Genomic DNA, 13,919 nt, shown 5'->3' with positions numbered 1-13,919 from the left:
GCGACGGGCGCGGTCGTCACATGCAAGATCCAGAGGCAAGGTTCCTGTGAAGGTGCACAACAAGTGGCTGACCGCCCCCCTCTCGGCAGTGCTGGCGGCCGCCATGCTGAGCGGCTGCGGTTCGGAGAAGGGCGACGCGGGTGAGAGCGGCGTCACGGTGCTCGTCGGCATGTCCGACGACGTCCTGTCGACCGACCCCGCCGCCGGTTACGACCCCGGCTCCTGGCTGCTGTTCAACAACGTCTTCCAGTCCCTGCTGAGCTTCCCCAAGGGCGGTTCCACGCCCCAGCCGGAAGCGGCCGAGAAGTGCGGCTTCGACCAGGGCAGCAGCACAATCTTCCGCTGCACGCTCCGCGACGACCTGAAGTTCAGCAACGGCAACCCGCTGACCTCCGAGGACGTGAAGTTCTCCTTCGAGCGGGCGCTGAAGATCAACGACCCGGCCGGCCCCGCGCCGCTGCTGTCCACGATCGCGTCGATCGACACCCCCGACGAGCAGAACGTCGTCTTCAAGCTGAAGGTCCCCGACGCCACCTTCCCCAGCAAGATCGCCTCCGGCGCGGGCTCCATCGTCGACCACCGCGAGTACGACGCCGGAAGCCTGCGCACCGACGGCAAGGCCGTCGGCTCCGGCCCGTACAAGCTGGAGTCGTACTCCGACGGCAAGGCCGTCTTCTCGGTCAACGACGAGTACCACGGCACCGCCAAGGTGAAGAACAGCGGCGTCACGCTGAAGTTCTACAACGGCGACCGCAAGTCCCTCGCCGACGCCCTGAAGAAGGGCGACATCGACGTCGCCTACCGCGGCCTCGCCGCCGCCGACATCGCCGAGCTGAAGGAGTCGGCGACGGCCGACTCCAAGATCGAGGTCATCGAGGGCACCAGCGCCGAGGTCAAGCACCTCGTCTTCAACGTGAAGGACCCCGTCGTCGGCAAGCTCGGCGTCCGCAAGGCCATCGCCTACCTCGTCGACCGCGACGCCCTGGTGCAGGACGTCCACCGGGCCACCGCCACCTCGCTCTACTCCATCGTCCCGGCCGGCATCACCGGCCACAACACCGCCTTCTTCGACACCTACGGCGACCGGCCGCAGCCCGAGAAGGCCAAGCAGGCCCTGAAGTCCGCCGGCGTCGAGGGCAAGGTCCAGCTCACCCTGTGGTCCACCCCCAGCCGCTACGGCCCCTCCACGGACGAGGAGTTGAAGGCGATCGCCAAGCAGCTCAACGCCAGCGGCCTGTTCGACGTCACCGTGAAGTCCGTCGAGTACGAGCAGTACGAGAAGGACATCAAGGCCGGCAAGTACGGCGTCTACGTCAAGGGCTGGGTCCCCGACTACCCGGACCCCGACAACTTCACCGCGCCGTTCTTCGGTGAGGGCAACGTCCTCGAGAACAACTACGAGAACAAGCGGATCAGCGGGACGATCATCCCCAAGACCGCCGCCGCCGCCGACCGCACGGCCACCGAGGACGACTTCGGCAAGCTCCAGGACCTCGTCGCCGAGGAACTGCCGATCCTCCCGCTGTGGCAGGGCAAGCAGTACGCCGTGGCCCGCGACGGCATCACCGGCCTGGAATGGACGCTCGACACGTCCACCGTCTTCCGCTTCTGGGAGATCAAGAAGGCCTGACCGGCTCCAGACGAAGACGAGACGGGGTGCCCGGCGACTGCCGGACACCCCGTCTCGTCGTACTCCGCCTCGCTGTACCGGCAGACCCCGCTACTGCTGCGCCCCGGGACGCACCAGCCCGCTCTCGTACGCGTACACCGCCGCCTGCACCCGGTCGCGCAGACCCAGCTTCGTCAGCACATGGCCCACATGCGTCTTGACCGTCGTCTCGCTGACGAACAGATCCGCGGCGATCTCCGCGTTCGACAGCCCGCGCGCCACCAGCTTCAGCACCTCGACCTCACGGTCCGTCAGCGTGTTCAGCGCGTCCGGCACCGGCTCCTCGCCGGAGGGCAGATGGCCCGCGTACTTGTCCAGCAGCCGGCGCGTGATGCTCGGCGCCAGCATCGCCTCACCCGCCGCGACCACCCGGATCGCCTGCACCAGCTCATGGGCGGGCGCGTCCTTCAACAGGAAGCCGCTCGCCCCCGCCCGCAACGCCTCCACCACGTACTCGTCCAGGTCGAAGGTCGTCAGCACCAGCACCTTCGCCGGCCCGTCCCGCTCCGGCCCGGTGATCTGCCGGGTTGCCTCCACCCCGTCCATCCGCGGCATCCGGATGTCCATCAGCACCACATCGGGCTGCAGCGCCCGCACCTGGTCGAGGGCCTGGAGGCCGTCCCCGGCCTCCCCGACGACCGCGATGTCCTGCTCCGCCTCCAGAATCATCCGGAAACCGGTGCGCAACAGCGGCTGGTCGTCGACCAGTAGGACGCGGATGGCCACGAGAACTCCTTAAGGGCCGTCAAGGCTCGGCTGACCGGCCCCATTCTGCCCTGCCCCCTCCGGCGCGTCCGCCCGCTGCGCCGGGATCACCGGCAGCGGGTACACCGGAGGCGTCCCGCCGAACTCCGGGCAGAACGACTGGTGGTCGCACCAACCGCACAGCTTCGTCGGCCGCGGCCGCCAGTCACCCGTCTCGGTCGCCCGGCGGATCGCGTCCCACAGCGCCAGCAGCTTGCGCTCCACCCGCAGCAGATCCGCCTCCACCGGGTCGTACGTCATCACATCGCCGCTCCCCAGATACACCAGCTGCAGCCGGCGCGGCACCACGCCCTTCAGCCGCCACACCACCAGGGCGTAGAACGTCATCTGGAACAGCGCCCCCTCGCTGTACTCCGGCCGCGGCGCCTTGCCCGTCTTGTAGTCGACGATCCGCACCTCACCCGAAGGAGCAACGTCGACCCGGTCGATCACCCCCCGCAGCCGAAGCCCCGACTCCAGCTCCGTCTCCACGAACAGCTCCCGCTCCGCCGGCTCCAGCCGCGTCGGATCCTCCAGCGTGAACCACCGCTCGACCAGCTGCTCCGCCTCCGCCAGCCACAGCGTCAGCCGCTCGCCCTCTGCATCTCCCTCGAACAGCTCCCCGAGCTCCGGCCGCGCCTCCAGCAGCCGCTCCCACTGCCCGGGCACCAGCGACCTCGCCCGCGGAGCCGTACGCTCCGCCGCCGGGGCGTCGAAGAGCCGCTCCAGCACCGCGTGCACCAGCGTGCCCCGCGTCGCCGCCTCGCTCGGCTTCTCGGGCAGCTTGTCGATCACCCGGAACCGGTACAGCAGCGGGCACTGCATGAAGTCGCTCGCCCGCGACGGCGACAGCGACGCGGGCGGCCGGGGGCTCGCGGGGCCGACCGGGCCCGGCGAGCTGGAAGGGCTCGTGGTCATGGTTCAGAACCCTACGGCCCGCCACTGACAGCGAGCGGCATACCATCGACGCCAGACCCCCCGCCATTGCATGATCGTGAGTAGCTCATCACGCTACGCACCGAAGGGAACCCGTGAAAAAGGACGACGAGAGCGGCGAGACCCCCCGCCCGAGGTCCGACACGGCCGGAGCCGGCCCCGACACCGGCACACCACGCGAACCCGGCGGTGGCATCCTCATGGGCCGCCTCTTCGGCGTGCCCGTATACGTGGCCCCCAGCTGGTTCCTGGTGGCCGCCCTCATCACCTGGGTCTTCGGCGGCCAGCTCGACCGCGTCCTGCCCGAGCTCGGCAACATCCGCTACCTGGTCTCCCTCTTCTTCGCGGTCGCCTTCTACGCCTCCGTACTCGTCCACGAACTGGCCCACACCCTCGCCGCGCTCCGCTTCAAACTGCCGGTGCGCCGCATCCAGCTCCAGTTCTTCGGCGGCGTCTCCGAGATCGAGAAGGAGTCCGAGACCCCCGGCCGCGAATTCGTCCTCGCCTTCGTCGGCCCCCTCCTCTCCCTGATCCTCGCCGGCGTCTTCTACGCCGCGCTGTACGCCGTCGAGCCCGGCACCGTCCCCGGCGTCCTCCTCGCCGGCCTGATGATCTCCAACCTGATCGTCGCCGCGTTCAACCTCCTCCCCGGCCTGCCCCTGGACGGCGGCCGCATGCTCCGCGCCGTCGTCTGGAAGATCACCGGCAGGCCCATGGCCGGCACCGTCGCCGCCGCCTGGGTGGGCCGCGCCCTCGCCGTCGCCGTCCTCATCGGGCTCCCGCTGCTCACCCACACCGGCGCCCTCGGCACCGCCGGCGACGAGATCAGCGGCATGGAGACCGTCACCGACGCCCTCCTGGCCGCCATCCTCGCCGCGATCATCTGGACCGGCGCCGGCAACAGCCTGCGCATGGCCCGCCTGCGCGAACACCTCCCCGACCTGCGCGCCCGCGCCCTCACCCGGCGCGCCGTCCCCGTCGAGTCCGACACCCCCCTCTCCGAGGCCCTGCGCCGCGCCAACGAAGCCGGCGCCCGCGCCCTCGTCGTCGTCGACGGCCACGGCGAACCGACCGCCCTGGTCCGCGAGACCGCCATCGTCGGCGTCCCCCAGCACCGCCGCCCCTGGGTCGCCGTCAGCGGCCTCGCCCAGGAGCTCACCGAGGGCATGCGGGTCCCCGCCGAGCTCGCCGGAGAGGCGCTCCTGGACCGCCTGCGCGCCACCCCCGCCAGCGAGTACCTCGTCGTCGAGGAGACCGGCGAGATCTACGGCGTCCTGTCCACGGCCGACGTCGAGCGGGCCTTCGTCCAGGCCATGGCACGGCCCGGTTCGTAAACCCCATACACTGGTCACATGTCCGAACCGACCGGTGCCGCCCGCCGTCGCGGGCCCTTCAAGGTCGGGGACCAGGTCCAGCTCACCGACCCCAAGGGACGCCACTACACGTTCACGCTCGAGGCCGGGAAGAACTTCCACACCCACAAGGGTTCCTTCCCGCACGACGAGCTGATCGGTGCTCCCGAGGGCAGTGTTGTCCGAACCACGGGAAACGTCGCCTACCTCGCGCTGCGCCCCCTGCTCCCCGACTACGTCCTGTCCATGCCCCGCGGCGCCGCCGTGGTCTACCCCAAGGACGCGGGGCAGATCCTGGCCTTCGCCGACATCTTCCCCGGCGCGCGCGTCGTCGAGGCGGGGGTGGGCTCCGGCTCGCTCAGCAGCTTCCTGCTGCGCGCCATCGGGGACAGCGGCATGCTGCACTCCTACGAGCGCCGCGAGGACTTCGCCGAGATCGCGAAGGCCAACGTCGAGCGCTACTTCGGCGGCCCGCACCCCGCCTGGCAGCTCACCGTCGGCGACCTCCAGGACAACCTGTCGGACGCCGACGTCGACCGCGTCATCCTGGACATGCTCGCCCCCTGGGAGTGCCTGGAGGCCGTCTCGAAGGCGCTCGTCCCCGGCGGCATCCTCTGCTGCTATGTGGCGACCACGACCCAGCTCGCGCGCACCGTCGAGTCCATCCGCGAGATCGGCTGCTACGCCGAGCCGCAGCCCTGGGAGTCGATGATCCGCAACTGGCACGTCGAAGGCCTGGCCGTCCGCCCCGACCACCGGATGATCGGCCACACCGGCTTCCTGGTCACCGCCCGCCGCCTCGCGGACGGCGTCGAGCCGCCGATGCGGCGCCGCCGCCCCGCCAAGGGCGCGTACGGCGAGGACTACGAAGGCCCCAACAAGGGCTGACGCCCTCAGGCTGACGCCTCGCTCTGCGGCTGACGCCCCGACAACGCAAGGGCGCCGCCCTCCAGTTCCCGCCACCGACGCGAGAACCGGAGGGCGGCGCCTTCCCGTTCACCCGGGCCCGACCCCGCTGTTCCGCCCACCTGTGACATATGGCACGATGCTGGCCACCCCACCGCACAGCCCACAGGAGGCACTCCGCGTGCAGCCCTCCGCCGCCCTGGACCTCGCGCACACCCACGCCCGCCCGGTGCACTGGCTCGCCACCGCCACGGCGATGGCCGCGGTGGTCGCGGCCGCCGGACTGCTGCAACCCGGCGCCGCCACCGCCTCGCAGAGCGGCAGCGCCGTCACCACGGCCGCGGCCCCGGGCGCCCCGGCGCCGGCCCCCGCTCCGGACGCGAGAGCGGCGACGTACCCGCTGGAGTGCGGCGGAGCGCCCACCGCGGTGGCCAAGGACGCGTCGGGGGACCTCGACGGGGACGGCCGCCCCGAGACGGTCACCGCCGTCCGCTGCGACGCCGGTTCCGGTACGCCGCCGAGCGGCCTCTACGTCCTCGCGACGCGGCGCGACGGCACCGGTGCGCGCGTGGTGGCCACCCTGGTGGAACCCGCCGAGCGGCTCTCCGCGAGCGAGCTCGCGGTCCGTGACGGAGCGGTCACCGCGACGCTCATGGGGTACTCGTCGGCGGACGTGCCGCGCTGCTGCCCGGATCAGGTGGAGACGGTCAAGTGGCGGTGGACCGGCGGAAAGTTCGTCCGCTCAGCGGTCGCCGAGCCCAGTGATATGTAGAGGTATGTCCGTATCGACGCTGTCACTCAGCGTCGGGACCGTACACCTCGACCTTGTCCGAAACGCGTCGTACATGGATGCAGTCGCCCGGACATTCCTTGGCGGAGTCGACGACGTCCTGGAGGATCGGCAGCGGCACGGGCGTCGTGGCGCCCTTGTCCTGCAACAGCTCGTCGTCGCCGCTCTTGACGTACGCCAGCCCGTCGATGTCCAGTTCAAAGACCTCGGGGGCGTACTGCGCACAGATCCCGTCACCGGTGCAGAGGTCCTGGTCGATCCACACCTCAAGGGCCTCGTCGGCGCCCGCGGTCGGAGCCTCGTGCTGCACGCCATTCCCCTAGCTTCGTTCGTCTAAGTCCGGCCACCCCTGACGGGTGTTGGCCCCTCCGACCATACAACCGCCCGCTTTCAGATGTTGATGGGTGGGTATCCCCCTGGCAGTGAGGGAGAGCGCAAGGGTGAAGATCGGACACACCTCGAGAGTCTTTGTGATCTAGGGGTTTCAATCACCACCCACCCAGGTAGGGTCAGGAAGCGTCCAGCTCCCCTTGGAGGAGGTGAGGACCGTGGCAGCCCACGACGACGACATCAACCGCGGCATCCGGCCCGGGCGGGGGTCTGAGGACCCAGCCGGCCAGGTTGCCTATCTCGAGCAGGAAATCGCCGTCCTGCGACGTAAGCTCGCCGACTCTCCGCGTCACACGAGGATTCTCGAAGAGCGGATCGTCGAGCTGCAGACCAATCTGGCCGGCGTGTCCGCGCAGAACGAGCGGCTCGCCAACACGCTCCGTGAGGCCCGCGATCAGATCGTGGCCCTCAAGGAGGAGGTCGACCGGCTCGCGCAGCCGCCGGCCGGCTTCGGTGTCTTCCTGCAGGCGAACGAGGACGGCACCTGCGACATCTTCACCGGGGGCCGCAAGCTCCGGGTGAACGTCAGCCCCAGCGTCGAGCTCGACGAGCTGCGGCGCGGCCAGGAACTCATGCTCAACGAAGCGCTCAACGTGGTCGAGGCCATGGAGTTCGAGCGCGCCGGGGACATCGTCACCCTCAAGGAGATCCTCGAGGACGGCGAGCGGGCCCTGGTGCTCGGGCACACCGACGAGGAACGGGTGGTGAGGCTCGCCGAGCCGCTGCTGGACACCACCATCCGCCCCGGCGACGCCCTGCTGCTGGAACCCAGGTCCGGCTATGTGTACGAGGTCATCCCGAAGAGCGAGGTCGAGGAGCTCGTCCTCGAAGAGGTTCCGGACGTCGACTACACCAAGATCGGCGGTCTGGGCAACCAGATCGAGCTGATCCGCGACGCGGTCGAGCTCCCGTACCTCTACCCCGACCTCTTCCAGGAGCACGAACTGCGGCCGCCGAAGGGCATCCTGCTCTACGGCCCGCCCGGCTGCGGCAAGACGCTGATCGCGAAGGCCGTCGCCAACTCCCTTGCCAAGAAGGTCGCCGAGGTGACCGGCCAGCCCGCGGGGAAGAGCTACTTCCTCAACATCAAGGGCCCCGAGCTCCTCAACAAGTACGTCGGCGAGACCGAGCGGCACATCCGCCTGGTCTTCCAGCGCGCTCGCGAGAAGGCGAGCGAGGGAACCCCCGTCATCGTCTTCTTCGACGAGATGGAGTCCCTCTTCCGCACCCGCGGCTCCGGCGTCAGCTCGGACGTGGAGAACACCATCGTCCCCCAGCTGCTCGCCGAGATCGACGGTGTGGAGGGCCTGGAGAACGTCATCGTCATCGGCGCCTCCAACCGCGAGGACATGATCGACCCCGCCATCCTGCGGCCCGGCCGACTCGATGTGAAGATCAAGATCGAGCGTCCGGACGCCGAGGCGGCCAAGGACATCTTCGCCAAGTACCTGACACCTTCGCTGCCGCTGCACGCCGACGACCTGGCCGAGCACAACGGCAACAAGGAAGCCGCCGTCGACGCCATGATCCAGTCGGTCGTGGAGCAGATGTACGCGGAGTCCGAGGAGAACCGGTTCCTCGAGGTCACGTACGCGAACGGCGACAAGGAAGTCCTGTACTTCAAGGACTTCAACTCCGGAGCGATGATCCAGAACATCGTCGACCGGGCGAAGAAAATGGCCATCAAGGCATTCCTCGACCACAACCAGAAGGGTCTGAGGGTCTCCCACCTCCTCCAGGCGTGCGTGGACGAGTTCAAGGAGAACGAGGACCTGCCGAACACCACCAACCCGGACGACTGGGCCCGGATCTCCGGAAAGAAGGGCGAGCGGATCGTCTTCATCCGCACCCTCGTCACCGGAAAGCAGGGCGCGGACACCGGTCGCTCCATCGACACGGTGGCGAATACCGGCCAGTACCTGTAAACGCAAACCGGCTGCGGGTGTCCGTACCGGGCATCCGCAGCCGGTTGCTTTACGTGATGAACAAATGAGCGAATGAACGGCCACGGGGGCATCATTCCGACCACACCGCAGCAATGACGCAATGGATCTCCCCACCAGCGCGGAGGCGTTCTAGGCTCTTCCGTACCGCCGAGTCGCGCAGTGCGGGGACGGGCACCGCATGCGCATCGGGGAAGCAGCGGTACTTGAGCGCCGTTTCCGAACGGGGACGCCGCCGGGCAAGGAGGGCCGCATGACTGTACGGCGAGTAATGGGCATCGAGACGGAGTACGGGATCTCCGTCCCTGGGCACCCGAACGCCAATGCCATGCTCACCTCGTCCCAGATCGTCAACGCCTACGCGGCGGCGATGCACCGGGCGCGCCGCGCCCGCTGGGACTTCGAGGAGGAGAACCCGCTGCGGGACGCCCGCGGCTTCGACCTCGCCCGCGAGGCCGCCGACTCCAGCCAGCTCACCGACGAGGACATCGGCCTGGCCAACGTGATCCTCACGAACGGCGCCCGGCTCTACGTGGACCACGCCCACCCCGAGTACAGCGCCCCCGAGGTCACCAATCCGCGCGACGCCGTCCTGTGGGACAAGGCGGGCGAGCGGATCATGGCCGAGGCCGCCGAGCGGGCGGCCCAGCTGCCCGGCGCCCAGCCGATCCACCTCTACAAGAACAACACCGACAACAAGGGCGCCTCCTACGGCACGCACGAGAACTACCTGATGAAGCGGGAGACCCCCTTCTCGGACATCGTGCGCCACCTGACGCCGTTCTTCGTCTCCCGGCAGGTCGTCACCGGCGCCGGCCGGGTCGGCATCGGCCAGGACGGCCACGAGCACGGCTTCCAGATCAGCCAGCGCGCCGACTACTTCGAGGTCGAGGTCGGCCTGGAGACCACCCTCAAACGGCCCATCATCAACACCCGCGACGAGCCGCACGCCGACGCCGAGAAATACCGCCGCCTCCATGTGATCATCGGCGACGCGAATCTGTCGGAGATCTCGACGTACCTCAAGCTCGGCACGACCTCCCTGGTCCTGTCCATGATCGAGGACGGCTTCATCACGGTCGACCTCGCCGTCGACCAGCCGGTCCGCACCCTCCACCAGGTCTCGCACGACCCCTCACTGCAGCGGCTCATCACGCTCCGTAACGGCCGGACGCTCACCGCCGTGCAGCTGCAGATGGAGTACTTCGAGCTGGCCCGCAAGTACGTGGAGGAACGGTTCGGGGCCGACGCCGACGAGCAGACCAAGGACGTCCTCTCCCGCTGGGAGGACACCCTCAACCGGCTCGAGAACGACCCGATGAGCCTCGCCGGCGAGCTCGACTGGATCGCGAAGCGCGAGCTCATGGAGGGCTACCGGCGCCGCGACAACCTCGACTGGGACGCCGCCCGGCTCCACCTGGTGGACCTCCAGTACGCCGACGTACGCCCCGACAAGGGCCTGTACAACCGTCTGGTGGCCCGCGGGAAGATGAAGCGCCTGCTGGACGAGGAAGCGGTCCAGCGGGCCCAGAGCAAGCCTCCGGAGGACACCCGGGCCTACTTCCGCGGCCGGTGCCTGGAGCAGTACGCGGACGACGTCGCGGCGGCCTCGTGGGACTCGGTCATCTTCGACCTGCCCGGCCGCGACTCCCTGCAGCGCGTGCCGACCCTGGAACCGTTGCGCGGTACACGTGACCACGTGAAGGCGCTGCTGGACCGCTGCCGCACGGCCGAGGAGCTGGTGCGCGTCCTGTCCGGCCACTGAGACAACGGATCAGTCTTTCGAAAAGAGCTTCGGCCGGGGATCTCCGGGAATCATGGGGGTGATCCCTGGACGTTGAGGAAAGTGCAGGGCCGATGTCAGACCGTCCTTGTAGGGTCTGATCTTGAGAGACCGAACCAAGCGGGCAAACCGAGCGGGGTGAGGGATATGGCGACCAAGGACACCGGCGGCGGGCAGCAGAAGGCGACGCGCTCCACCGAGGAGGTCGAGGAGCAGGCCCCGGAGGCGCAGGCCTCCGAGGACCTCAAGGAGCGCCAGGAGAAGCTGTCGGACGACGTCGACTCCGTGCTGGACGAAATCGACGACGTGCTCGAGGAGAACGCAGAGGACTTCGTGCGGTCCTTCGTGCAAAAGGGCGGACAGTAAAAGACGTTGTCCGTTTCCGGGCCGTCGGTGGAGGAGCTCCGCCAAGGACTCCGATCCCGACGGCACCGGGGCGGATGACCGGCGACGGCACGGGTAAGGTCCGTGCACAGCACGCATGATCGGCCCGGCCGTCGCAGCGGCGGGCCGCCGCCTCATTTCGGAAGGATTCGCGTGGAAGCCAACCCTCGTAGCACCGGGCGTCTGCCGGCAGCCTTCCTGACGCCTGGCTCCTCGTCCTTCATGGACTTCCTGGCCGACCACTCGCCGGAGCTGCTTCCCGGCAACCGGACGCTGCCGCCCCTGCAGGGGGCCATCGAAGCCCCGCACGGGACCACCATCGTCGCCGCCACGTTCCCCGGCGGCGTGGTCCTCGCCGGTGACCGGCGGGCCACCATGGGCAACATGATCGCGCAGCGCGACATCGAGAAGGTCTTCCCGGCCGACGAGTACTCGGCCGTGGGCATCGCCGGCACCGCCGGCCTCGCCGTGGAGATGGTCAAGCTCTTCCAGCTGGAGCTGGAGCACTTCGAGAAGGTCGAGGGCACCCAGCTCTCCCTGGAGGGCAAGGCCAACCGCCTCTCCACGATGATCCGCAGCAACCTGGGCATGGCCATGCAGGGCCTGGCCGTCGTCCCGCTCTTCGCCGGCTGGGACGTCGAGCGCGAGAAGGGCCGGATCTTCTCGTACGACGTGACGGGCGGCCGCTCCGAGGAGCACGGCTTCGCGGCCACCGGCTCGGGTTCGATCTTCGCGCGCGGCTCCATGAAGAAGCTCTACCGCGAGGACCTCACCGAGCAGCAGGCGGTCACCCTCGTCGTGCAGGCGCTGTACGACGCGGCGGACGACGACTCGGCGACCGGCGGCCCCGACGTGGCCCGCCGTATCTTCCCGGTCCTCACCGTGATCACGGACGAGGGCTTCCGGCGGCTCACCGAGGCCGAGGCCTCCGAGATCTCCCGCTCGGTGCTGGAGCGCCGCCTCGAACAGCCCGACGGCCCGCGCGCCGCGCTGCTCTGATGAACCCGCCACTGAAGAAAGGGACGGATAGCCGGTGACGACGCCGTTCTATGTCTCGCCCGCCCAGGCCATGCAGGACCGGGCGGAGTACGCCCGGAAGGGCATCGCCCGTGGACGCAGCCTGGTTGTGCTGCAGTACGCCGACGGCATCGTCTTCGTCGGTGAGAACCCGTCCCGCGCCCTGCACAAGTTCAGCGAGATCTACGACAGGATCGCCTTCGCCGCCGCCGGCAAGTACAACGAGTACGAGAACCTGCGGATCGGCGGTGTGCGCTACGCCGACCTGCGCGGCTACACCTACGACCGGGCCGATGTGACGGCCCGTGGGCTGGCCAACGTCTACGCGCAGACGCTCGGCACCATCTTCTCCAGCGCGGGCGAGAAGCCGTACGAGGTGGAGCTGGTCGTCGCCGAGGTCGGCACCTCCCCGGAGGGCGACCAGATCTACCGGCTGCCGCACGACGGGTCGATCGTGGACGAGCACGGCTCGGTCGCGGTCGGCGGCAACGCGGAGCAGATCAGCAGCTTCCTCGACCAGCGGCACCGCGACGGGATGTCGCTCGCCGAGGCGCTGAAGCTCGCCGTGCAGGCGCTGTCCCGGGACACCAACGGCAGCGAGCGGGAGATCCCCGCGGAGCGGCTGGAGGTGGCGGTCCTGGACCGTACGCGCCCGCAGCAGCGCAAGTTCAAGCGGATCGTCGGCCGGCAGCTGGTCCGTCTGCTGGAGGCGGACGGCGCGGCCTCGACCCCGACGGACGCGCCTTCGGACGAGGCGGAGGAGGAGTAGCCCTCGGGTTCCTTCGCGCCGTGGATGCCCCCGGACCGCTCAGGCGGGACGGGGGCATCCGCGCGCCGGGGCCCGGTTAGGCGGGGGCGGGGCCCGAGGAGCCGCGGGGCATCAGGGTCACCGGGAGGTCGCCGGGCTCGGGGGAGCGGCCGGTCAGCACGGCGAGGAGTGCCGCCATGCCGCGTTCGCCGATGCGTTCGGCGGGCAGCCGCACCGTCGTGAGCTCGGGCTCCACCGCGGTGGCCAGCGCCAGGTCGTCGAAGCCGGTGACCGACACGTCCTCGGGTACCCGCAGCCCCAGGCGCCGTGCCGCTTTGCAGGCGCCGGCCGCCAGGATGTCGTCGTCGCAGACGACGGCCGTGGGGCGGGGCCCCGATCTGCTCAGCGCCCGCTCGGCCGCCTCGCGGCCGCCCGCGACGCTGAGGCGCGCCGGGACGGTCCGTACGTCGACGTCGGGCACGCCGCGCAGGCGGGTGGCGAGGGCCCGGGCCCGTACGTCGAAGGTCCAGGAGGGCACGGCCGACGACAGGTGCAGGAAGCGGCGGTGGCCCAGGTCCAGCAGGTGGTCCAGCACCTGCCGCATGCCGTCGGCGACGTCGAGGTTCACATGGGCGGCCGCGCCCGGGTCGGCGGGGTCGCTGTCGAGCATCACCAGGGGCAGGTCCGTGCCGCGGATCGCCCGCAGCGCGTCGGCGGCCATCGAGGAGGCGATGACCCCGTCCAGTGCGGCGCGTGCCGAGGCGAACGGGTCCTTCGCCGGGCCGACGCCCTCGGGTGAGGGGTAGAGGACCACGCCGAAGTCGTGCTGGGCGGCGACGGCGGCCGCGCCGGTGTAGACGCGGGCGAAGAACTCGTTGGTGAGGGCGGGTACCACCAGCAGGGCCGTGCGCGTGCGGCCGAGGCGCAGGTTGCGCGCGGCGAGGTTGGGCCGGTAGCCGAGCTCGTCCGCCGCGTCCCGCACCACGGCGGCGGTCCGCTCCGAGACCCGGCCGCGCCACTTGTCGCCGAGCACGAGCGACACGGTGGCCTGCGACACCCCGGCCGCGCGTGCCACGTCCCGGCTGGTGGGCGGGGCCGTGGCCCTGGGTGCCGGGTCCGGGTCCGGGTGGTGCACGCGCGCCTCCGCGTCTCGACGTCTCGACGATCAAGGGCCGCGGGCTGGACCCGCGGAATGCCGTCATGGTACGTATGACGCAGGACGTTATACGTAAAACCTCGGCGCGCCGCCGGGGGAGA

At 69.9% G+C, this 13,919-nt stretch carries 13 protein-coding genes; 9 read left to right on the top strand and 4 right to left on the bottom strand.

What is annotated here, in order from left to right:
* Positions 1–46 precede the first annotated feature (46 nt).
* Positions 47–1,630 (top strand): ABC transporter substrate-binding protein, encoded by a 1,584-nt coding sequence (locus tag ACIRNI_RS18250; RefSeq protein WP_403552393.1) that lies wholly within the window; start codon positions 47–49, stop codon positions 1,628–1,630.
* A 90-nt stretch (positions 1,631–1,720) separates the two neighbouring features.
* Here the strand turns inward: ACIRNI_RS18250 and ACIRNI_RS18245 are convergent, their stop codons facing one another.
* Entirely contained in the window at positions 1,721–2,395 is a 675-nt protein-coding gene (locus tag ACIRNI_RS18245) for a response regulator transcription factor (RefSeq protein ID WP_355366900.1), read from the bottom strand.
* A 9-nt stretch (positions 2,396–2,404) separates the two neighbouring features.
* Positions 2,405–3,331, bottom strand: a complete 927-nt coding sequence (locus tag ACIRNI_RS18240) for a RecB family exonuclease (RefSeq protein ID WP_403552392.1) — start codon at positions 3,329–3,331, stop codon at positions 2,405–2,407.
* 113 nt (positions 3,332–3,444) lie between these two features.
* Between ACIRNI_RS18240 and ACIRNI_RS18235 the strand changes: the two genes are divergently transcribed.
* The 3 genes from ACIRNI_RS18235 to ACIRNI_RS18225 all read left to right on the top strand — a co-directional run bounded on the left by ACIRNI_RS18235 (position 3,445) and on the right by ACIRNI_RS18225 (position 6,379).
* Entirely contained in the window at positions 3,445–4,683 is a 1,239-nt protein-coding gene (locus tag ACIRNI_RS18235) for a site-2 protease family protein (RefSeq protein ID WP_403552391.1), read from the top strand.
* Between the two features lie 18 nt (positions 4,684–4,701).
* Positions 4,702–5,589, top strand: coding sequence for a tRNA (adenine-N1)-methyltransferase (locus ACIRNI_RS18230; protein ID WP_355366909.1), 888 nt, complete (start codon positions 4,702–4,704; stop codon positions 5,587–5,589).
* A 199-nt stretch (positions 5,590–5,788) separates the two neighbouring features.
* Positions 5,789–6,379, top strand: a complete 591-nt coding sequence (locus ACIRNI_RS18225) for a hypothetical protein (protein WP_403552390.1) — start codon at positions 5,789–5,791, stop codon at positions 6,377–6,379.
* Positions 6,380–6,401: 22 nt separating this feature from the next.
* Here ACIRNI_RS18225 and ACIRNI_RS18220 read toward each other — a convergent pair whose 3' ends face one another.
* Complete coding sequence (locus ACIRNI_RS18220; protein ID WP_403552389.1) at positions 6,402–6,707, bottom strand: ferredoxin; 306 nt, start codon at positions 6,705–6,707, stop codon at positions 6,402–6,404.
* Between the two features lie 238 nt (positions 6,708–6,945).
* Between ACIRNI_RS18220 and arc the strand changes: the two genes are divergently transcribed.
* The 5 genes from arc (at position 6,946) to prcA (ending at position 12,683) form a co-directional block, all read left to right on the top strand.
* Positions 6,946–8,712 carry a proteasome ATPase gene (gene arc, locus ACIRNI_RS18215; RefSeq protein ID WP_403552388.1) on the top strand — a complete coding sequence of 589 codons (1,767 nt, stop codon included), beginning with the start codon at positions 6,946–6,948 and terminating at the stop codon, positions 8,710–8,712.
* 271 nt (positions 8,713–8,983) lie between these two features.
* Complete coding sequence (gene dop / locus ACIRNI_RS18210) at positions 8,984–10,495, top strand: depupylase/deamidase Dop (protein WP_403552387.1); 1,512 nt, start codon at positions 8,984–8,986, stop codon at positions 10,493–10,495.
* Positions 10,496–10,660: 165 nt separating this feature from the next.
* Entirely contained in the window at positions 10,661–10,879 is a 219-nt protein-coding gene (locus tag ACIRNI_RS18205) for a ubiquitin-like protein Pup (RefSeq protein ID WP_062646942.1), read from the top strand.
* 171 nt (positions 10,880–11,050) lie between these two features.
* A complete protein-coding gene (gene prcB, locus ACIRNI_RS18200; RefSeq protein ID WP_403552386.1) occupies positions 11,051–11,896 on the top strand; it encodes a proteasome subunit beta in 846 nt (281 codons plus the stop codon).
* A gap of 34 nt (positions 11,897–11,930) precedes the next feature.
* Positions 11,931–12,683 carry a proteasome subunit alpha gene (gene prcA / locus ACIRNI_RS18195; RefSeq protein ID WP_403552385.1) on the top strand — a complete coding sequence of 251 codons (753 nt, stop codon included), beginning with the start codon at positions 11,931–11,933 and terminating at the stop codon, positions 12,681–12,683.
* A 76-nt stretch (positions 12,684–12,759) separates the two neighbouring features.
* Here prcA and ACIRNI_RS18190 read toward each other — a convergent pair whose 3' ends face one another.
* Entirely contained in the window at positions 12,760–13,797 is a 1,038-nt protein-coding gene (locus tag ACIRNI_RS18190; RefSeq protein ID WP_403552384.1) for a LacI family DNA-binding transcriptional regulator, read from the bottom strand.
* Between the last annotated feature and the right edge of the window lie 122 nt (positions 13,798–13,919).

This window comes from Streptomyces sp. NPDC093546 (genome assembly GCF_044765045.1).
GTDB lineage: Bacteria > Actinomycetota > Actinomycetes > Streptomycetales > Streptomycetaceae > Streptomyces.
This window is presented reverse-complemented; position numbering and strand designations above follow the sequence as displayed.

Coding starts and splice junctions, on each gene's coding strand:
- dop (WP_403552387.1), top strand. CDS start 8,984: ATGACTGTACGGCGAGTAATGGGCATCGAGACGGAGTACGGGATCTCC.
- ACIRNI_RS18240 (WP_403552392.1), bottom strand. CDS start 3,331: ATGACCACGAGCCCTTCCAGCTCGCCGGGCCCGGTCGGCCCCGCGAGC.
- ACIRNI_RS18205 (WP_062646942.1), top strand. CDS start 10,661: ATGGCGACCAAGGACACCGGCGGCGGGCAGCAGAAGGCGACGCGCTCC.
- ACIRNI_RS18230 (WP_355366909.1), top strand. CDS start 4,702: ATGTCCGAACCGACCGGTGCCGCCCGCCGTCGCGGGCCCTTCAAGGTC.